General features: G+C 62.8%; 17 protein-coding genes. 12 read left to right on the forward strand and 5 right to left on the reverse strand.

What is annotated here, in order from left to right; genetic code table 11:
* Positions 1 to 84: 84 nt before the first annotated feature.
* Positions 85 to 1,728, reverse strand: coding sequence for a GMC family oxidoreductase (locus BLO97_RS00855; RefSeq protein WP_092344449.1), 1,644 nt, complete (start codon positions 1,726 to 1,728; stop codon positions 85 to 87).
* A gap of 130 nt (positions 1,729 to 1,858) precedes the next feature.
* Between BLO97_RS00855 and BLO97_RS00860 the strand changes: the two genes are divergently transcribed.
* The 3 genes from BLO97_RS00860 (at position 1,859) to BLO97_RS00870 (ending at position 4,703) form a co-directional block, all read left to right on the forward strand.
* Positions 1,859 to 2,743: a LysR family transcriptional regulator gene (locus BLO97_RS00860; protein WP_063322025.1), complete on the forward strand. Its 885-nt coding sequence runs from the start codon at positions 1,859 to 1,861 to the stop codon at positions 2,741 to 2,743.
* A gap of 174 nt (positions 2,744 to 2,917) precedes the next feature.
* A complete protein-coding gene (locus BLO97_RS00865; RefSeq protein WP_092344451.1) occupies positions 2,918 to 3,289 on the forward strand; it encodes a c-type cytochrome in 372 nt (123 codons plus the stop codon).
* Between the two features lie 115 nt (positions 3,290 to 3,404).
* Complete coding sequence (locus tag BLO97_RS00870; protein ID WP_175489828.1) at positions 3,405 to 4,703, forward strand: D-arabinono-1,4-lactone oxidase; 1,299 nt, start codon at positions 3,405 to 3,407, stop codon at positions 4,701 to 4,703.
* A gap of 216 nt (positions 4,704 to 4,919) precedes the next feature.
* Here the strand turns inward: BLO97_RS00870 and BLO97_RS00875 are convergent, their stop codons facing one another.
* Positions 4,920 to 5,864, reverse strand: a complete 945-nt coding sequence (locus tag BLO97_RS00875; protein WP_072347648.1) for a SphA family protein — start codon at positions 5,862 to 5,864, stop codon at positions 4,920 to 4,922.
* A 205-nt stretch (positions 5,865 to 6,069) separates the two neighbouring features.
* On the opposite strand from BLO97_RS00875, the gene BLO97_RS00880 reads away from it, so the two are divergent.
* The 8 genes from BLO97_RS00880 to BLO97_RS00915 all read left to right on the forward strand — a co-directional run bounded on the left by BLO97_RS00880 (position 6,070) and on the right by BLO97_RS00915 (position 16,859).
* Positions 6,070 to 7,107, forward strand: coding sequence for an AraC family transcriptional regulator (locus BLO97_RS00880; RefSeq protein ID WP_092344455.1), 1,038 nt, complete (start codon positions 6,070 to 6,072; stop codon positions 7,105 to 7,107).
* A gap of 91 nt (positions 7,108 to 7,198) precedes the next feature.
* A complete protein-coding gene (locus tag BLO97_RS00885; RefSeq protein ID WP_092145569.1) occupies positions 7,199 to 8,170 on the forward strand; it encodes a Gfo/Idh/MocA family protein in 972 nt (323 codons plus the stop codon).
* A gap of 171 nt (positions 8,171 to 8,341) precedes the next feature.
* Positions 8,342 to 8,959, forward strand: coding sequence for a transcriptional repressor LexA (gene lexA, locus BLO97_RS00890; protein ID WP_013692700.1), 618 nt, complete (start codon positions 8,342 to 8,344; stop codon positions 8,957 to 8,959).
* Positions 8,959 to 9,591, forward strand: a complete 633-nt coding sequence (gene imuA / locus BLO97_RS00895; protein ID WP_063322020.1) for a translesion DNA synthesis-associated protein ImuA — start codon at positions 8,959 to 8,961, stop codon at positions 9,589 to 9,591. The genes lexA and imuA overlap by 1 nt, the downstream gene beginning before the upstream one ends.
* 7 nt (positions 9,592 to 9,598) lie before the next feature.
* On the forward strand, positions 9,599 to 11,020 hold the full coding sequence (locus BLO97_RS00900; protein ID WP_092344457.1) for a Y-family DNA polymerase: 1,422 nt from the start codon (positions 9,599 to 9,601) through the stop codon (positions 11,018 to 11,020).
* A complete protein-coding gene (locus tag BLO97_RS00905) occupies positions 10,996 to 14,094 on the forward strand; it encodes an error-prone DNA polymerase (protein ID WP_218189600.1) in 3,099 nt (1,032 codons plus the stop codon). Before BLO97_RS00900 ends, BLO97_RS00905 begins: the two co-directional genes overlap by 25 nt.
* A 275-nt stretch (positions 14,095 to 14,369) precedes the next feature.
* On the forward strand, positions 14,370 to 16,481 hold the full coding sequence (locus tag BLO97_RS00910) for a PAS domain-containing hybrid sensor histidine kinase/response regulator (protein ID WP_092344459.1): 2,112 nt from the start codon (positions 14,370 to 14,372) through the stop codon (positions 16,479 to 16,481).
* 96 nt (positions 16,482 to 16,577) lie between these two features.
* The gene (locus tag BLO97_RS00915; protein WP_170862004.1) at positions 16,578 to 16,859 is read left to right on the forward strand and encodes a hypothetical protein; all 282 of its coding nucleotides are present in this window, start codon (positions 16,578 to 16,580) and stop codon (positions 16,857 to 16,859) included.
* A 59-nt stretch (positions 16,860 to 16,918) separates the two neighbouring features.
* On the opposite strand, the gene BLO97_RS00920 is transcribed toward BLO97_RS00915, so the two are convergent.
* Both BLO97_RS00920 and BLO97_RS00925 read right to left on the reverse strand, forming a co-directional pair.
* Entirely contained in the window at positions 16,919 to 17,572 is a 654-nt protein-coding gene (locus BLO97_RS00920) for a Pr6Pr family membrane protein (protein ID WP_092344461.1), read from the reverse strand.
* Positions 17,573 to 17,789: 217 nt separating this feature from the next.
* On the reverse strand, positions 17,790 to 18,311 hold the full coding sequence (locus BLO97_RS00925) for a DUF4142 domain-containing protein (RefSeq protein ID WP_092344463.1): 522 nt from the start codon (positions 18,309 to 18,311) through the stop codon (positions 17,790 to 17,792).
* A gap of 217 nt (positions 18,312 to 18,528) precedes the next feature.
* Here BLO97_RS00925 and BLO97_RS00930 point away from each other — a divergent pair, with 217 nt between their 5' ends.
* Positions 18,529 to 18,768: a DUF465 domain-containing protein gene (locus tag BLO97_RS00930; protein WP_072347631.1), complete on the forward strand. Its 240-nt coding sequence runs from the start codon at positions 18,529 to 18,531 to the stop codon at positions 18,766 to 18,768.
* A 179-nt stretch (positions 18,769 to 18,947) separates the two neighbouring features.
* Here BLO97_RS00930 and BLO97_RS00935 read toward each other — a convergent pair whose 3' ends face one another.
* Positions 18,948 to 19,811, reverse strand: a complete 864-nt coding sequence (locus BLO97_RS00935) for a LysR family transcriptional regulator (RefSeq protein ID WP_003200177.1) — start codon at positions 19,809 to 19,811, stop codon at positions 18,948 to 18,950.
* Positions 19,812 to 19,850: the final 39 nt, after the last annotated feature.

Below are 19,850 nucleotides of genomic sequence, written 5' to 3' on the forward strand. Positions count from 1 at the left end.
TGGCGTCTCCTGATTTGACACACTTTCCTTGAATCGACTCCTCACCTTTTGGGAGCTCGCTCCCACAGGTGTTTCTGTTGTTCTTCAGACCGTAGCAGGTGCTTTTTCGACGTCGGTGTTCCTCATCGCGGGATTGAGCATCATCTGCGCCGCCTTCTCGGCAATCATCAATGTTGGCGAGCAAGTGTTGCCCGAGGTGATGCGCGGCATGATCGAGGCGTCGGCAATGCGCAGGCCCTTGATGCCGTGGACACGCAGTTGTGCATCCACCACCGCGTCACGATCCTGGCCCATGCGGCACGTGCCGACCGGGTGGAAAATCGTCGTGCCGATCCGGGCGGCGGCCTGGTGCAGTTCCTCTTCGGTTTGCAGGCTGGGGCCCGGCAAGTATTCCACCGGTTTGAACGCGCTCAGGGCCGGGGCCGCGACGATGCGGCGGGTCAGGCGGATGGCGTCGGCGGCGACTCGCAGGTCTTCGGGATGGCTCAGGTAGTTGGGCTGGATCAGCGGCGCTTCGTGCGGGTCGGCGGAGCGGATGTCCACCCGGCCACGGCTTTGCGGGCGCAGGTCGCAGACCGACGCGGTGAACGCCGGGAAGCTGTGCAACGGTTCGCCGAAGCGTTCCAGGGACAATGGCTGTACGTGATATTCGAGGTTGGCCGAGGTCTGTTCCGGCCCCGAGCGGGCAAACGCGCCGAGTTGGCTGGGGGCCATGGACAGCGGGCCGCTGCGGTCGTACAGGTAGCGCAGGCCCATGCCCATCTTGCCCCACAGGGTGCCGGCGATCTGGTTCAGGGTGCGGGCATTTTCCAACTGGTAGATCAGCCGCAGTTGCAGGTGGTCCTGCAAGTTGCCGCCGACACCGGGCAGTTCATGGGTCACGCCGATGCCCAGGCGTTGCAGCAGGCTGCGCGGGCCGATCCCGGAACGTTGCAGGATCCCCGGCGATCCCACGGCCCCGGCGCACAGGACGATTTCCTTGCGGGCCTTGAAGGTCATGCCCTTGCCTTGCCAGCGCGCGCTGAGGGCGTGGGCGCGGTCGTCACGCAGCAACACGCGGTCGACCTCGACGTCGGTCAACACCGTGAGGTTGGCGCGGTGGCGAATCGGCTTGAGAAACGCCTTGGCCGCGTTCCAGCGTACCCCGGCTTTCTGGTTGACTTGGAAGTAGCCGCAGCCTTCATTGTCGCCGCTGTTGAAATCGTCGACGTTGGGGATGCCGCTCTGTTCGGCGGCGGTGCGGAACGCATCGAGAATCGGCCATGACAGGCGCTGGCGTTCGACCCGCCATTCCCCTGCGGCGCCGTGAAATTCGGACGCGCCGGCAAAATGGTTTTCGCTCTGGCGGAACAGTGGCAGCACGTCGTTCCAGGCCCAGCCAGAATTGCCCTCGGCGGCCCAGCCGTCGTAGTCCGCCGCCTGGCCGCGCATGTAGATCATGCCGTTGATGGAAGAGCAGCCACCCAGGACCTTGCCGCGGGGGTAGCTCAGGGCGCGGCCTTGCAGGCCAGGCTGTGCTTCGGTCTTGAAGCACCAGTCGGTGCGTGGGTTGCCGATGCAGAACAGGTAGCCGACCGGGATGTGAATCCACGGATAGTTGTCGCGCCCGCCGGCTTCGAGCAGCAGCACCCGGTGTTGCGGATGGGCCGACAGCCGATTGGCCAACAGGCATCCGGCAGGGCCGGCGCCCACGATCACGTAATCGTATTCATCGACGACAGGTTGCATTCGCGACCTCATTCTTGTTGTTGTGGGACCCATCCTAGTTGTTAGTTTTCGTCAAAAGAATGTTAGTTTTTGCGCAGCGGCTGTGCGTTTATAAACAGTCATGCCTTCAGGCGCGTTCAAGGATCGCCTCATGTTCGACTGGAATGACCTGCGTTATTTCCTGGAGCTGCAACGCAGCGGGCGTCTGCTGACGGCTGCACGGCGCCTGAACACCACCCACGCCACCGTGGCACGGCACATCGAGGCCATCGAGAAAAGCCTCGGCACCGCGCTGTTTGTCCAGCATGCCCAGGGCTATGAACTGACCCCGGCCGGCGAGACGCTGCTCAAGCACGCCGAAGCCATGGAGAACGTGGCGTTGCTGGCCCAGGAGGACATCACCCAGTCCAGTGCGCCCCTGGGCAAGATCCGCCTGGGAGTGACCGAAGGGCTGGGCATCATGTTCCTCGCCTGCCGCATGGAGGGGCTGTTCCAGCGCTATCCGGGGCTGGAAGTGGAACTGGTGGCGGTGCCACGCTTTGTCAGCATCCTCAACCGTGAGGCGGAAATCAGCATTCACCTCGAACGCCCGGCGGCCGACCTGCTGGTCACCCGCAAACTCACCGACTACAGCTTGGCGCTGTACGCCAGCCAGGCCTACCTGGACCGCTCGCCAGCGCTGCGCAGCCGCGAGGACCTGGCCCGCCATGCCTGGATCGGGTATGTCGATGATCTTTTGTTCAGCCAGGAACTGATGTTCCTCAACAGCTTTTGCCGCAACCCGCGGGTGGTGTTCCACAGCACCAGCGTCATCGCCCAGCAGCAGGCTGCGCGCTCCGGCCTGGGGATTGCCGTGCTGCCTTGCTACATGGCCAGCGGCGACCCGACGCTGGTGCCGTTGCTGCCGGACGAAACCATTCGCCGCAGCTACTGGATCAGCACCCGCCGCGAACTGCACAAGTCCGTACGCCTGCGGGTGCTGTGGGATTACGTGGTGCAGTTGTGCGAGCGCGAGCAGGCGCTGCTGCTGCCCTGACTGTGGCGAGGGAGCAAGCTCCCTCGCCACAGAGGGCTGTGCAAGTGCTGGCCGCCCAAGCCCCCTTTTATGGCCCCCAATGACCTCAAGCCAACGCGGTGGCGTGCCTTAGTGTGGGAACTGCCAGACCCACAACAAGAAAGGCGCAACCCTTGCGCCGCCAAGAGGGGCCTTATGTCGGCAATCACGCCTTCCTTCCTGCTTCGAACCGCTGCCGTCGTATCGTTCGGCGCGTTGCTTGCCGCGTGTGGCGATGAGGCCAAGCCGCCCGTGCCCACGGTATTCACGGCGATGCCCGCCGACGCGGCGTTGGCTCAGGTCTACGACAGCAGCTGCAAGCTCTGCCATGCCAACCCCGGTGCCGGGGCGCCGTTGACCGGCGATACGAACGCCTGGGCGCCACGGGTGGCCCAGGGCGCCGACACCCTGCTGGATCACGCGATCAACGGCTACAACGGCATGCCTCCGATGGGCTTGTGCATGCACTGTTCCGAAGAACAGTTCCTGGCCCTGATCGCCTTCATGTCCGGTCATCACTTCCAATAATAACTACGGGTACTACGGCATGACGATGGATTACTCACGGCGTCGGTTGCTGCAACAGGCCGGCGTTGTCGCGGCCTTTACGGCCCTGGGCAGCCAGGGCGCCCTGGCCGAGTTGATGCGCGCGCCGCGGCTGATCCCCTGGCGCAATTGGTCCGGTGCGCAGAGCTGCTTGCCGGCGGCGCGCCTGGCCCCCAAGGACCTCGATGAACTGGTGAACGTGGTGAGGCGCGCCGAAGGGCGGATTCGTCCGGTGGGTTCCGGGCATTCCTTCAGCGCCCTGGTGCCCACTGACGGCACCTTGTTGTCGCTGAGTTTTTTCAGCGGCCTGTTGGCTCATGATGCCGCCAGCCTGCAAGCCGAGTTCGGCGGTGGCACGCCCATGTCCCGCATGGGTCCGGCGCTCAAGGCCATCGGCCAGGCACTGCCGAACATGGCCGACGTGGATTACCAGACCCTGGCCGGTGCCATCGCCACCTCGACCCACGGCACTGGCAATGCCTTCGGCTCGTACGCGTCCCAAGTGGTCGGCCTGCAACTGGTGACGGCCAGCGGCGCGGTCCTCGATTGCGATGCCCAGCGTCATCCAGAAGTGTTCAAGGCCGGCCGGGTGTCCCTTGGCGCGCTGGGGCTGGTGACTCGCGTGCGCCTGCAGAACCGCGCCGCCTATCGCTTGCGCGAGCACCAGTGGGTGGCGAAAACCGAGGAGTTGCTCGAGGACGTGGGCACCAACACCCGGGACAACCAGCACTGGGAAATGCAGGTCGTCACCCATTCCGACTATGCGTTGTCGATCACCCTGAACGAAACCACGGATCCGGCCACGCCGCCGATCAGCCCCGAGGAGGAGGGCGGCAACGATTTCGTCAGCCTGATCGAAAACCTCGACAAGTACGGCAGCGACTTTCCAACGATCCGGCGAGCGCTGCTCAACAGCCTGCGGCTGGTGGCCGATTTCGACGACCGGGTCGGTGACTCCCATGACATCTACGCCAACGCGCGCACTGTGCGCTTCAACGAGATGGAGTACTCGGTGCCGGCCGAATACGGTCCGGCGTGCCTGCGGGAGATTCTGGCGCTGATCCGTGACAAGGACCTGCGCACCTGGTTTCCCATTGAGTACCGCTACGTGAAGGCCGACGACATTGCCCTGAGCATGTTCGAAGGCCGGGACAGTTGCTCGATCTCGGTGCACCAGCATTATCAGATGGACCATCACAATTTCTTTGCCGCCATCGAGCCGATCTTCTGGAAATACCAGGGCCGTCCGCATTGGGGGAAATTGCATTCCCTGAACGCCAAGGCACTCCAGGCGCTGTACCCGCGCTGGACGGAATTCACCGAGGTGCGCCAGGCGCTGGACCCCAGCGGCAAGTTCCTCAATGGGCATCTTTCATCGATTCTGGGTTTGAGCTGAAGGAAGAACCTGTGGGCGCGAGCTTGCTCGCGATGGCGGTGCATCAGTCATTCCTGTCAGGCACAAAACCTGTGGCGAGGGAGCTTGCTCCCGCTGGGCAGCGCAGCGGCCCCAATCGGATAACACTGCTTTCCAGACAGATCGCGTCAGCCGGTTTACGACGGCTACGCCGCCGAGCGGGAGCAAGCTCCCTCGCCACAGGTGCTGTGAAACACTCTAGAACGCAAACGGAATACTGACCTTGGCCCAGAGCATTTCGCCCTCGGTGCGGTTCTCCACTGCAAACTCCTTGGCCCAGCGGATTTCGGCGCTGGCGTACTTGAGGAAGGTCAGGTGCAGCGCCGGGCCGATGGCAAAGACCTGGCCGCGTACGCCGTCGTCGACGTCCTGCCCGGCAAATTGCACGGTGCGGCCGTACTGTTTGTCGTCGGTGGTCTGTTTGAGGTAGTAGCCGTTGAGCCCCAGCATCACGTTGTCGGTCACGCGGTAGCTGGCGGAATAATCGAAGTGGAAGATCTGCCCCGAGCGGTAGTCGGTGTCCTTGTTCTTGCGGTTGAAGCTGTAGGTGGTTTTCATCGACACCTCGGTGTTTTCCGTGGGTAGCCAGGTGAAGGAAAACAGCGGCTTGTAGGTGTAGAAATTGTTGCTGGTATTGGCCAGTCGATCGGTGCTGTATTCGCCGGTCGGCACGGTGATTTCCACCGCCGCGGCCAGGGTCAGGTTCTTGCCCATGTCCCAGAGCACGATGGGCGAAATCGTGGTGTCGCCCATGCCTTCGCGGGTGTCGTGCAGGCCGAATACCGAGACTTCCTGCTTGATCCAGGGTTGGGCGATGTAGATCCCCGCGCGCCCACCGGCCACCCGCAACGGGCTCAGGTAATCGATGCGCGGGACCACTGCCGTGGATTCGATTTCGACATCCGGCAGTTCGCCGCCCAATGAACTGATGTTGAATTTCCGGGCCTTGTAATGGTTGTAGTAGAGGTTGAACGCGACCATGTGGTCCGGAAGGCTGTCGACCTCCAGCGGCAACACAAAAAAGCCGTCGGTGCCCGGGCCGATGTTGTCCACCCCCGATTCGGTAGCCAGGGCGGGCAGGGCACCGCCGCAGGCCAGGCCGAGGGTCAATTGCAAGGCGAATGTCGTGCGGATCGGGTTCATGTGGGGGCTCATTATTATTGTTGGAGATGCACCGAAAGTCCGAGCCATACAAATAAGCCGTTCGCCGCCAACAGGGCAGGGTATTGGCGGCCATACAGGGGACTTGGGCGGCCAGATTTTTGTGCCCCACGATCCGCCGGGGCATGCTAACTTTGTGAAATAACCGGTTACAAAAACGCGACCTAACGTCCTCCGGAACCCGCCCATGCAGATGAAAGTCATCGACCCGACCTATGAATTGGCGTTGGTATCGCCATTCCTGCTACAGACCCTGGCCGAGGTTGTGGCGGACAAGGGCTTCGATGCCGCCAGCCTGTGTCGCGGCCTGGGGTTCGGCCTTGATGATCTGCAAGATCCCGCCCAGCGCATTTCCCACCGCCAGGCCGTGGTCATGATTCAACGGGCGCTCAAGCTGTTGCCCGAGCAGGGGCTGGGGTTGTGGGTGGGGGACCGCAACGTGCTTGGCACCCTCGGCCTGCTGGGCCACGTCCTATCATTGTGCGAAACCCTGCGCGATGCCTTTGCCCTGGGGGTTCGTTACCAGCACACCACCGGTGGCATCGCGGTGACCAGCGTCGAAGAAGCCACTGGCCGGATCATGGTCGAGGCGACCTGCCGGCTGCCTTTCGCCGAGATCCAGGTGTTTGCCGTGGAAGAGTTCTTCGCCAGCCTGATGGTCTATGGCCGGGCCCTGGCGGGGCCCGATTTCAAGCCCCTGGCCGTGGAGTTCATGCACGCCGCGCCGTCCTATGCCCAGGAATATCAGCGGATCCTGGGACCGGATGTGCACTTCGGTTGCCGACACAATCGCATGCTGATCGACGTGCGCTGGCTGGATATGCGTTTGCCCAATCACCACTCGTTGGCCCTGCGCCAGGCATTGGCCTTGCTGGAACAGGAAGCCATCGAAGTTCACCAGAAGATTGACCTGATCCAGACCGTGGAACGGGCAATTGCCCGAGACCTGACCCGTGGCAGCCACATCGAGAAAATCGCCGGTGATCTCAACATGAGCAGCCGCACCCTGCGTCGGCGCCTGAGCGAGCACAACCTGACCTTCGAAACCTTGCTCGAACAGGTGCGTCGCAGCCGCACCCTGAACCTGTTGGCCAATCCCGAGCTGTCCATCGAGCGCATCACCGAAGAAGTCGGCTACAGCGATGTGCGCAGCTTCCGCCGGGCGTTCCGGCGCTGGACCGGCATGAGCCCGAGCGCGTTTCGCAACGAAGGGCAAACGTTGTAGCCAAGACATTCAGCCCGGGGCTGATTAAACTCCTGCCTTTTTTGAGGGGCTTCATTGCGCAGCCGGTGGCCTTGATTCCATGAGTCAAACGATGAAAACGGTACGCTGGGGCATGATCGGGTGTGGCAGCGTGACGGAACGCAAAAGTGGGCCGGCCTTCTACAAGGCGCCCGGTTCAGCGCTGGTTGCGGTGATGGGGCGACGTCTGGAGGCCGTGTCCGATTATGCTGAACGCCACGGCATCGCCAGGTTCTACACCGACGCGCAGGCACTGATCGATGATCCCGAAGTCGATGCGGTTTACATTGCGACGCCGCCCGACAGTCATTTCAGCTATAGCCTGCTGGTGGCTGCTGCCGGCAAGCATTGCTGTGTCGAGAAACCCATGTCCCTCAATGTCGCGCAGAGCCGGGAAATGCAGCGAGTATTCAACAGCGCCGGGGTGCAGCTGTTTGTGTCGTACTACCGGCGCTCGCTGCCGCGCTTTTGCAAAGTGCGGCAATGGATCGAGCAAGGATGCATCGGTGACATCCGGCATTTGACCTGGACGCTGACTAAGCCCGCGTCATTGGCGGATATCAACGGCGCGACCAACTGGCGTACCGATCCGGCGATTGCAGGCGGAGGTTATTTCACGGACCTGGCCTGCCATGGCCTTGATCTGTTCCAGTTCCTGTTGGGGGACATCGTCGAAGTGGCAGGTCTCGCCGCTCGCCAGAACGGCTTGTATCAGGCAGAAGATGCGGTCGTGGCCAATTGGCGTTTTGCCTGCGGAGCCACAGGCATGGGCTGTTGGAACTTCGTCGCTGACCGACGTGAGGACCGCGTGGAGGTGATTGGCAGCCAGGGGCGGATCAGCTTCTCGGTGTTCGATGAGGCGCCGCTGCAACTGTGCACGGATACCTCCGTCAGCCTCGACATTCCTCATCATCCTGAGCATATCCAGTGGCACCATGTACTCGGCATGAATGCCCATATCCGTGGTGAGTCGAAGCATCCCGCCGTGGCCGAAGAGGCCTTGAAGACCGACTGGGTGATGGACCGCATTCTCCAACGCCGTTGAGGCGAGCCCGCGCGGGCATAACTCATGTCGAACGGCGTCCCTTCACCGGCGCGCTGTTCCCACGGTCGCTGCACAGCCGAGCGGGAGCAGGCTCCCTCGCCACAATGATGGGTACAGGCAAACTGTGAACTGACTGGCGGCGCTTGTCAGAAAAATCCTTAAAGAGTACAAATGTACTCCATGACGACTCTCACTCCTCGCCGCACCGCCATCCTGACCTTCATCCGCGAACGCATCGCCGATCAGGGCCAGCCTCCCAGCCTCGCTGAAATCAGCGAGGCGTTCGGTTTTGCCTCCCGCAGTGTGGCGCGCAAGCATGTGCTGGCGCTGACCGAAGCCGGTTTCATCGAGGTCAATCCGCACCAGGCCCGGGGCATTCGCTTGCTGAACCAGCCACCACGACCCGAGCTGCTGGACGTGCCGGTGCTGGGGCGAGTGGCTGCCGGGCTGCCGATCGGCGCCGATGCCGAGGTCCACAGTCGCCTGATGCTGGACCCGGCGATTTTTACCAAGGCGCCGGATTACCTGCTGCGGGTCCAGGGCGATTCGATGATCGAGGACGGCATTCTCGACGGTGACCTGGTGGGTGTGCAGCGCACGCCGCAGGCCGCCAACGGCCAGATTGTCGTGGCGCGCCTGGATGGCGAAGTCACCATCAAGCGCTTCGAGCGCATTGGCGAGCGGGTGCGTTTGTTGCCGCGCAACCCGGCTTACCAGCCGATCATCGTCGAGGCCGACCAGGACCTGGCGATAGAAGGGGTGTTCTGTGGCTTGGTGAGGCAAGGCTGATGGGCGCTGTCGTTGCGCTGGACACGCTGTTCAACGGCGGCCAGGTCTGGAAGGGCCGGCCTGCGCCGCCAGCCGCCAGCCCGCAACCCACCGGCCATGCGGCACTGGACGCGGCGTTGCCCAGTGGTGGCTGGCCGGAGGCGGCCTTGACGGAACTGCTCATCGCCGCGCCGGGCGTGGGTGAGTTGCAACTGGTGTGGCCGACCCTGGCGCGGCTGTCGGCGGCGGGGGAGCGGATCGTGCTGGTGGCGCCACCGTTCGTGCCCTATCCCCAGGCCTGGCAGAACGCTGGCGTCGACCTGCGTCAGTTGTCGGTAATCCGCGCCGATGAGCGCGATGCCCTGTGGGCCACCGAACAATGCTTGCGTTCTGGCAGTTGTGGCGCGGTGCTGTGTTGGCCCCGCCAGGCGGATGACCGGGCCTTGCGCCGTTTGCAAGTGGCGGCGGAAACCGGCCAGACCCTGGCGTTCGCCTGGCGCTCGATCCAGGAGGCCATCAATCCGTCGCCAGCGGCGCTGCGCATCGCCATCGATACCCGGCCGGCGCAATTGCGCGTGCTCAAATGCCGCGGCGGGTTGGCTCGTTCGGCGCCGATTGCCTTTGCCACGCTCGCCACACAAACCGGGCATTGAGGTTGCGATGCGCTGGGTCTGTATTCTCTTCCCGCAATTGGCGCTGGACGCTGCGCTGCGTCAGCGCCCCGATCCCGATCAGCCCCTGGCATTGCTGACCGGTCCGGCCCAGCGTCGGGTGCTGCAAGCGGTGAATGCGCCGGCACGAGCCTTGGGCTTGCGTCCTGGCCAGACCATGACCGCCGCCCAGGCCTTGAGCAAAGGCTTTGCCACCGCCGAATACGACGCGGCGCAAATCGAACACTGGCAACAGTTCCTGGCGGCCTGGGCCTACCGTTTCAGCGCCCAGGTCAGCGTGCATTACCCGCGTACGCTGCTGTTCGAGATCGAGTCGAGCCTTGGCCTGTTTGGCCCCTGGCCGGTGTTCGAGGCGCGCTTGCGGGCCGAGCTGACCGAGCTGGGCTTTCGTCATCGCATCGTCGCCGCTCCCAATCCGGTGGCGGCACGGGTGTTGGCCAATGCCTATGATGCCCTGGTGGTGCCCGACGCCGAGACCTTGCAACAGTGCCTGGGAGACATGCCTGTGGAGCGTATCGGCCTGGAACCCGACGTCGCCACGGCGCTGTCGCGCATGGGCCTGCGCCGCTTGAGCCAGGTCCAGGCCTTGCCCCGGCAGACCCTGGCGCGGCGCTTCGAGGCCCAAGTGCTCAAGCACCTCGACGCGTTGATGGGCCATCGCACCCTGGCGCTGTCGTTCTACCTGCCGCCGGACCGTTTTGATGTGCGCATCGAGCTCAACTATGACGTGCAATCCCATCAAGCGCTGTTGTTCCCGTTGCGCCGGCTGACCGGTGACTTGTCGGCCTTCCTCTGCGGGCGCGACAGCGGCGTGCAGCGCTTTGACCTGCACCTGGAGCATGCCGGGTTGCCGGATACAGTGATCAAGGTCGGCCTGCTCAGCGCCGAGCGGGCCCCGGCGATGCTCTTCGAACTGGCCCGCGGTCGCTTGGAACAGGTGCAGGTCGAGGCCCCGGTGCGGGGCTTTCGCTTGTGTGCCGAGGACCTGCCGAGTTTCGTGCCCCAGCGCCTGGAGCTGTTCGACGAACGTCCCCAGCAATCATTGCCCTGGGAGCAACTGCGCGAACGCTTGCGGGCCCGGCTGGGGGATGAGGCCGTGCAGGGCCTGGGGTTTCGCGACGACCATCGGCCTGAGTGCGCCTGGCAGATGACCTCCCAGCCCCGCTCCCAGGCTTGTCCGGTGCGCGACGGCGTGCAGCGTCCCGGCTGGCTGCTGGAGGAGCCCCAGGCATTGGCGCAAGGTCAGGCGCACATCCTCATGGGCCCCGAGCGCATCGAGACCGGTTGGTGGGACGGCGCGGATGTGCGCCGTGACTATTACCTGATCGAAACCCGCCGCGGACAACGTGGCTGGGCCTATCGACCGGTGGGCGAGGGCGGGCCGCTGTGGCTGCAGGGCTGGTTCGCATGAACGTTGAGTATGCCGAGCTGCATTGCCTGTCGAACTTCAGCTTCCAGCGCGGCGCCTCCAGTGCCCTGGAGTTGTGCCGTCGCGCCAAGCAGCAGGGCTACCAGGCCCTGGCGATCACCGACGAATGCACCTTGGCCGGAATCGTCCGGGCCTGGCAGGCGGCCAAGGAGCTGGAGCTGCAACTGATCGTCGGCAGCGAAATCCAGGTCGAGAACGGCCCGAAACTGGTGTTGCTGGTGGAAGACCTGGAAGGCTATCAAGCCTTGTGCCGGCTGATCACCCGCGCCCGGCGGCGCAGCGAGAAAGGCCACTATCGCATCGTGCGAGAGGACTTCGACCAGCCCTTGTCGGGGCTGCTGGCGTTATGGATAGCCGAGGGCAAGGACGCCGAGGAACACGGCCGTTGGCTCCAGTCGATCTTTGCCGGGCGCCTGTGGCTGACGGTCCAGTTGCATTGCGCACAGGACGACCGCCGCCGATTGGCAGACTCGTTGGCGCTGGCCGAACGCTTGGGTCTTCCAGTTGTGGCCAGTGGTGATGTGCACATGCACGTGCGCGGCCGTCGTGCCCTGCAGGACACCATGACCGCCATCCGCCACCACGTCACGGTGGCCGAGGCTGGCCAGCGCTTGCACCCCAACGGCGAGCGTCACTTGCGCAGCCGCAAGGATCTGGCCGATCTCTATCCGCGGGCCTTGCTCGATGAAACCCTGAACATCGCCCGGCGTTGCACCTTCGACCTCGGCCAACTGCGTTACCAATACCCCCGTGAGCTGGTGCCCGCGGGGCATGATCCGGCGTCCTGGCTGCGGGAGCTGACCGAGCGCGGCATGCGCGAGCGGTGGAAGGATGGCGTGACAGACAAAGTGCGGGCACAGATCGACAAGGAGCTGAGCCTGATCGCCGAGCTGGGCTATGACAGCTATTTCCTCACCGTACAGGACATCGTCAGCTTCGCCCGCAGCCGTCATATTCTTTGCCAAGGGCGTGGTTCGGCGGCCAACTCGGCGGTGTGCTACGCCTTGGGCATCACCGAAATCGATCCCAGCCTTACCAGCCTGTTGTTCGAACGCTTCCTGTCCCGGGAGCGCAACGAGCCGCCGGACATCGACGTCGACTTCGAACACGATCGTCGCGAGGAAGTGCTGCAGTACGTGTTCCAGCGCTACGGTCGTCATCGTGCGGCATTGACGGCGGTGGTCAGCAGTTACCACGGCGCCGGGGCGGTGCGCGATGTGGCCAAGGCCCTGGGCTTGCCGCCGGACCAGGTCAACGCCCTGGCCGATTGCTGTGGCCGCTGGAGCGACGAGGCGCCGCCAGTGGAGCGTTTGCGTGAAGGTGGCTTCGACCCGGACAGCCCGGTGTTGCGCCGGGTCCTGAGCCTGACCCGGCAATTGATCGGTTTTCCCCGGCATTTGTCCCAGCACCCTGGTGGCTTCGTGATTTCCGAGCAACCCCTGGACACCCTGGTGCCGGTGGAAAACGCCGCCATGGCCGAACGCACCATCATCCAGTGGGACAAGGACGACCTGGACGCGGTCGGGTTACTCAAGGTGGACATCCTGGCCCTGGGCATGCTCAGTGCGATTCGTCGCTGTTTCGACTTGATCGAGCGCTATCGGGGCCAGCGCTACGCCCTGGCGTCGCTGCCCAAGGATGATCGGGCGACCTACGAAATGATCAGTCGCGCCGACACCATCGGTGTGTTCCAGATCGAGTCCCGGGCGCAGATGTCGATGTTGCCTCGGCTGAGGCCCAAGACGTTCTACGATTTGGTCATCGAAGTGGCCATCGTACGCCCCGGGCCGATCCAGGGTGGGATGGTGCATCCGTACCTGCGCCGCAGAAACAAAGAAGAGGCGGTGACTTATCCCTCTGAAGCGTTGAAGCAAGTGCTCAACCGCACCCTGGGTGTTCCCTTGTTCCAGGAGCAGGTCATGCAGATCGCCATCGTCGCGGCCGATTACACCCCGGGTGAGGCAGACCAATTGCGTCGCTCCATGGCGGCCTGGAAACGTCACGGTGGGTTGGAGCCCCATCGGGAACGCCTGGCGCAGGGGATGAAAAAAAACGGCTACACCGCTGAGTTCGCCGCGCAAATCTTCGAACAGATCAAAGGCTTCGGCAATTACGGCTTCCCGGAATCCCACGCCGCCAGTTTCGCCTTGCTGACCTACGCCAGCAGTTGGCTCAAATGCCACGAACCGGCGGCGTTCGCCTGTGCCCTGATCAACAGTTGGCCCATGGGGTTCTACAGCCCGGACCAGATCCTCCAGGATGCCCGCCGGCATCAACTGTCGATCCGCCCGGTGGACGTGCGCGCCAGCGATTGGGATTGCAGCCTCGAGCCCATGGACGGTCGACAACCGGCGATCCGCATGGGGCTGTGCATGATCAAGGGCTTTCGCGAAGAGGATGCCCGCCGTATCGAAGCGGCCCGCCGGCATCGGCCCTTCAGCGACGTGGCTGACTTGGGCGAGCGCGCGCAGCTCGATGCCCGGGCCCAGGCGCAATTGGCCGATGCGGGGGCTTTGCAGGGCCTGGCTGGTGATCGCCATCGTGCCCGCTGGGAAGTGGCCGGGGTGCAGAAACAACTGGGCTTGTTCGCCGGTTTGCCCTGCCAGGAGGAACCGCCCGTGGCCCTGCCAAAACCTACGCTGGGGGAAAACCTGTTTGCCGATTACACCACGCTCGGCACGACACTGGGCCCTCATCCATTGGCCCTGCTGCGCCCCGAACTGCGCGCACGGCGCTGCCGCAGCTCACGGGAGCTGCAAGAGGTGGAGCATGGCCGCAACGTCAGCGTCGCCGGGCTGGTTACCGGTCGCCAACGCCCGGGCACGGCTAGCGGTGTGACCTTTGTCACCCTGGAAGATGAATTCGGCAACCTCAATGTGGTGGTCTGGCGCGACTTGGCCGAACGCCAGCGCAAGACCTTGGTGGGCTCGCAACTGCTCAAGGTCGACGGGCGCTGGGAAAGCGTCGGCGAGGTCCGCCACCTGATCGCCGGGCGCTTGAGCGACCTGACCGAGTTGTTGGCGGGTATCCAGGTGCAAAGCCGTGACTTTCGCTGAGCCCCAGCAACACCGCCGTTTTTGTGGCGAGGGAGCTTGCTCCCGCTGGGCTGCGTAGCAGCCCCCCAAAAAATGGTTTATGCAATCCATCAGGCACACCGCATCAGCCGGTTTACGACGGCTGCGCCGCCGAGCGGGAGCAAGCTCCCTCACCACAGGATCGGGCCTGGATCGACCAGCATGAAACCAAACGCCAACCCAGCGCTCGAAGCTCTGATCCCAAGGGGTTTGTGGATGCCGACTCCCTGCAGGCATTTTGAGGTTCAGAATCGATCATGCAGTTTCTATCCCAAAATCACGGGTGCCCTGGATGGGGCGGTGAAATGGCCGGGCGTATCCGGGCGTTCGATTGGAGCCGGACCGAGTTGGGCGCCATCGAGCACTGGTCCGCCAGCCTGCGCAGTGCCGTCCAGTTGTTGCTGGCTTCGCCCCTGCCGATGGTGATGTTGTGGGGCCGCCAGGGCTTCATGATCTACAACGATGCCTATGCCGAGTTTGCCGGTGGCCGCCATCCTTACCTGCTGGGGTGTGCAGTGGAGTTGGGTTGGCCGGAGGTCGCCGAATTCAATCGGCATGTGCTGGACGTCTGCCTGGCCGGCGGCACCTTGTCCTACCGCAGCAAAGAGCTGGTCCTGCTACGCGATGGCAAGCCTGAAGATGTGTGGATGGACCTCTATTACAGCCCGGTGCCCGATGACGACCAGTCCCCGGCGGGCGTGCTGGCGATTGTGGTGGAAACCACCGAGCTCGTGTTGACCGAGCGCGCCCGGCAAGAGGCCGAACGCAGTTACCGAGCCGTCAACGAGCGCATCCAACTGGCCCTCTCGGCCGGACCATTGCTGGGGTCGTTCGTCTGGGACATCCAGGCCGACACACTGTCGGGCGATGAGCGTTTCGCCCGTACCTTCAACTACCCGCCAGACTGTTCACTGGACGCACTGCCCATCGAAATTGCCCGCCAGCGCATCCACGCCGATGACCTCGAAGAGGTCAACCAGCGGATCGAACTGACCTTGCGCACGGGCATCCCCTACAGCGCTGAATATCGGGTGCGCCGCCTGGGCGGTGATTACCTTTGGGTGCTGGCCAGCGGTCGCTGCGAATTCGATGCCACGGGCAAGCCCCTGCGTTTTCCAGGTGTACTGATTGACATCAATGAACGCAAGACAGCCGAAGCTTCGCTGCTCAAATTCACCCGCGACCTGGAACAGCGGGTCGCCGACGAGGTGCAGGCGCGGCTGGCGGCAGAAGAGCAGTTGCGTCAGTCGCAAAAGCTCGAGGCCATTGGCGGTCTCACTGGCGGCGTGGCCCATGACTTCAACAACCTGCTGCAAGTGATTGCCGGCAACCTGCACTTGCTGGCCCGCCACGAACGGGACAACGTCAACGTGCAACGGCGGGTCAGTGCCTCCATCGAAGCCGTGGAGCGGGGGGCCAAGTTGTCATCGCAACTGCTGGCTTTTGCCCGGCGCCAGCCATTGTCACCGGCGGTCTACAACCCACGACGCATCTATGATGGCATGGGTGAACTGTTGCAACGGGCCTTGGGCGAAACCATCCAGATTGACGTGAGCTTGCCCCAGGAGCCCTGGTGCATTCACGTCGATCGCAATCAATTGGAAAACGCCCTGTTGAACCTGGCGATCAATGCGCGCGATGCCATGGGCGGCGAGGGCACCATCCGCCTGATTGGGGAGAACATCGTGCTCGATCAAGCGTTCTGTGCCGGCAAGGGGATCTCGGCCGGCGACTATGTCCGGCTGTCGGTGATCGACTGCGGTGCCGGCATGCCACCCGAGATCCTGAAGCAGGTGTTCGAACCCTTTTTCACCACCAAGACCGATGGCCAGGGCACGGGGCTTGGACTGAGCATGGTGTTCGGGTTCGTCAAGCAGAGTGGCGGCCATATCGAGATCTCCAGCGACCTGGGCGAGGGCACGCGAGTACGGATGTATTTCCCTCGAAGCCTTGCACCCGAAGCGGGCGAAGCCGAGCAACACGACATGCTTCAGTCCGGCAGGCAAGAGACGATCCTGGTGGTGGAGGACAACAACGAGGTGCGCAGCGCGTCGGTGGAACTGCTGGAACAGTCCGGCTATCGGACCCTCACGGCCGCCAACGGCGATGAGGCGATGAAGCTGCTGCTGGAAGGCATCTCGGTCGACCTGATCTTCACCGACGTCGTCATGCCCGGCCTGATCAAGAGTTCCGACCTGGCCGCCTGGGCCAAGGTGCAGAAACCGCCGGTCCCGGTGCTGTTCACCTCGGGGCACACCCGGGACATCATCTCCCGGAATCATCAACTGAGCCCCGATACCCATTTGTTGAGCAAACCCTACGGCCCGGACGCGCTGACCCGGATGGTGAGGCGTGTGCTGGGCGGTTGATCGCGGCGCTGCAAACAAATGGAACCGAAGCCGTCGCGTCACCTTCGAATGTTCAAGACCGGTCATCCATCCGGCCCTGTCATGAACGAGGTGCCTATGAACGACGATCCCGCAAACACCCAGCAACAAGGCCAGACGCAAACCCCGTCCCCGCGCAATGACCCGGCGATCGATCCCAAGCTTGCGGCGGACTCATCGGACACCCAGTCCGTCAGCCCCGCCGGGACTGACCAGGCCCAGAGCGCGGCCCCGGAGGTCGATCAGAAGAATCTTCATCGGGACAACGACAATACCTTCAGCCCTGGCTTCGAGCCGGATCCAGATCGGCCGAAGTCCGGCGAAAGCACGGATGCGGATATCGACACCGACGGTGGTTAACCGCTAACCCGATTTGTCGGAACAGTGGTGCTGATGAGTCGTTTGGCGCTTGGGCTGCCTCAGTGCCTGCCTTTCCAGCGGTCCAAGGCAATCAGCACCAGAGACACCACGACGAATCCCAGCAGTACCATCACCGCATTAAGGAACACCCGGGGGTAACCCAGCGTGTCCACTTCGATAAAGGGATAGGGGTAGGCGCCGACAAAGTAACCACGCACCAAGGCGTAGATGAAATAGACCAGCGGATAGATCAGCCACGGCCAGACATCTTGCCATTGCAAAGTGCCCTTGGGCACGCAGAACCACCAATAGACCACGAACAGCACCGGCATCACGTCATGCAGCAATTCGTCGGCCACCCACTGCAAGCCCTGGGGGTTCCAGACATTGCGCAGCAGCAGGTTGTACGCCACCCCCACGAGTATGATGGCAGCGGCTACACCGCCCTGGACCGTGGGCTTGAGAAAGAATCGCCGCAGCGCCGAATCCCCTGAGGTGGCCGCACAGGTCAGTACCACTGCCACCAGGATATTGGTCAGCACCGTAAAATAACTAAAGAAGATGTCTACTCCGCCCCACAGGCTCTTGCCGCCCTGCCAGCGCGAAGTCAGGATCAGGTAGAGCTGGAGGATCAATGCGAACCATCCCAGCAGTGCGGCAATTTTCACCGCGATACCGCCAGCGCTTTGCGTTAACACCGGTTCATCGCTCATGACTTGGCTCCTGCTTCGCGGCACCTGCGACTGCAAAGCCCCAAGAGGTTGGATGCTTGTATCAGCAGGATGGTCTTGAGCAAGACCCTAGGAGCGTGGGTTGCAATATTCTACTGTCAGAAATGACAGTGCTGACCAGCGGTAGCCATGAACACCGATGGACTTGGGTTGAATAAGGCCATCTTCATGAAGACGGCCCTTATTCTGTGCCTCAGGATTACTTGCTCGGATGAGCAGCCTGCAGTTTCTTGGCTTCTTCCAGGTGATGTTGCAGGTCTGGCAGCATCTTCTGGGCGAACGCCTTGAGTTCGGTATTGCCAGCCTTCTTATCGTCGGTAACGGTTTCGGCTTCTTTCTTGAACAGGACGATGGTTTCTTCGTGGGCCTTGACCTGGTTGTTGGCATAGGCCGCATCAAAAGACTCATCGCGCACGTCGAGAATCTTCGCCTTGGCTTTTTTCATCAACGTGGTGTCGTCGGGTACCTCGATGTCATGTTTTTGCGCCAGGGCTTTCAGCTCTTCGTTGGCCTTGGTGTGGTCAGTGATCATCTTGTTGGCGAATGCCTTGATGTCCGCCGATTGGCTTTTTTCCAAGGCCAGTCTGCTGGTCTCGATTTCTGCAATTCCACCGGCCGCCGCGTTATCGACAAAGTCGTTGGAAGTCGCGGCCCATGCCATGCCCGTGCTGGTACTCAGGGCAACTGCCAGGCCGAGTTGACGCAGGGTGAATCTGTCCATAGGTAAGTCTCCACACAAGTTGAACGAGCGATTCTTGTCGTCTCTGTTTAATGGAGGGAGACGTACCGGCAAAGGTTTGATCGCCAAGCGATCCGGCACGACGAACGGTCACCGCTGGTCGGATTGGCGGTCGACAGAACCCCGTCGACGAGGCCATCCTGATCATCGATGAGCGCTGTAAAGGCGTCTTCCACCGACCCACTGAAGGAGGTGTTCCATGCCGGTGTCCCACGATTTGTGCCAGGACCTGAACTGCACAAAAGACCACATCCAGCAAAAACGCAGCGAGGATCCGAGGCTCGACTCGTTACTTCAGAAATATTCCCAACTTGATGCCGAGGTCGTTGACGCTGAAAAACCATCATCGCCGGGTCTGTCCGACGATGTCCTGGAGACGCTCAAGAAGAAACGCTTGCTGCTCAAGGATAAGATTGCAGACAAATTGAAGGAGCCGTGAGGCTGGCCTGCCTGAGGGGCCCTTTTTGAAGGGCCCTGAACGTGTAGGGCGAAACTCAATGAACCCGTGGCGAGGGAGCTTGCTCCCGCTGGGCTGCGCAGCAGCCCCAAAACCATTCGACACGGGGCACCCGGAAAAACGCTTTGGCAGGTTTTACACTTTTGTGGCAAGGGGATTTATCAGGTCAGTGGATCCCAACGCTGCGACCAGTCGCTGCCGGTCTTGACGATCTCTCGCAATACCTCGAATGCCTGCTGCAACGCCGCTGAATCCCGATCGCGGGAGTAGACCAGGTAGGTGGGGTAGTTGAATTCCGGTGCCTTGGGCACCCGTTCCAGGATGCCGCTGTCCAGGTAGCTCTGCACGACTCGGGTGCGGAAGTAGCCGCTGCCGCCGTTTTCCAGGATGTACTGCAGGGCCAGGGGGCCGAGGTTGAAGGTCACGGCGGCCTTGGCCTTGTCCGGTAGCGCGGTGTCGTGTTGGCGCCGGAAGTCAGCACTCCAGTCGATGTACACGTAGGGCTCGGGACGGGCGGCCAGGCGTACCAGGATGAGTTTCTCTTCCAACAGCTGTTCTACCTGCAGGCGCGGCCAGTATTCGGGCTGATAGACCACTGCCGCGTCCAGCAGACCCAGCTCCAGCTGTTGTAGCAGTTTCTCGCCGTCGCGGATGTCCATGCGCAGGGCATGGCCGGGAATTTTCTGGCGCAGCTCGCCGGCCCAGGCGAGCATCAAGGGATTGCACAGGCTGACCTCGCCCCCCAGGTGCAAGACGTTGCGATAGCCCTCGGGCAGTGGCAGGTCCCGACGGGCCGCTTCCCAGGTCTGCACGAGCTGGTTGGCGTAGACCACAAACGCCTCGCCATCGCTGGTCAAGCGCGCGCCGGCACGATTGCGTACGAACAGCGCGCAGCCAAGCTGGCTTTCGAGCTTCTGGACCCGGGCGGTGATCGCCGTCTGGGTCACGTGCAGCTTTTCGGCCGCTGCAGCGAGGCTGCCGTGGCGGACGATTTCCAGGAAGGTGCGGGCGAGATCGATGTCCATGTTCAGGCCGATACGGGGGAAGCGGGCATTGTAAGAGCT

The sequence above is a fragment of the Pseudomonas sp. NFACC05-1 genome (assembly GCF_900100135.1).
Lineage (GTDB): Bacteria > Pseudomonadota > Gammaproteobacteria > Pseudomonadales > Pseudomonadaceae > Aquipseudomonas > Aquipseudomonas fluorescens_Q.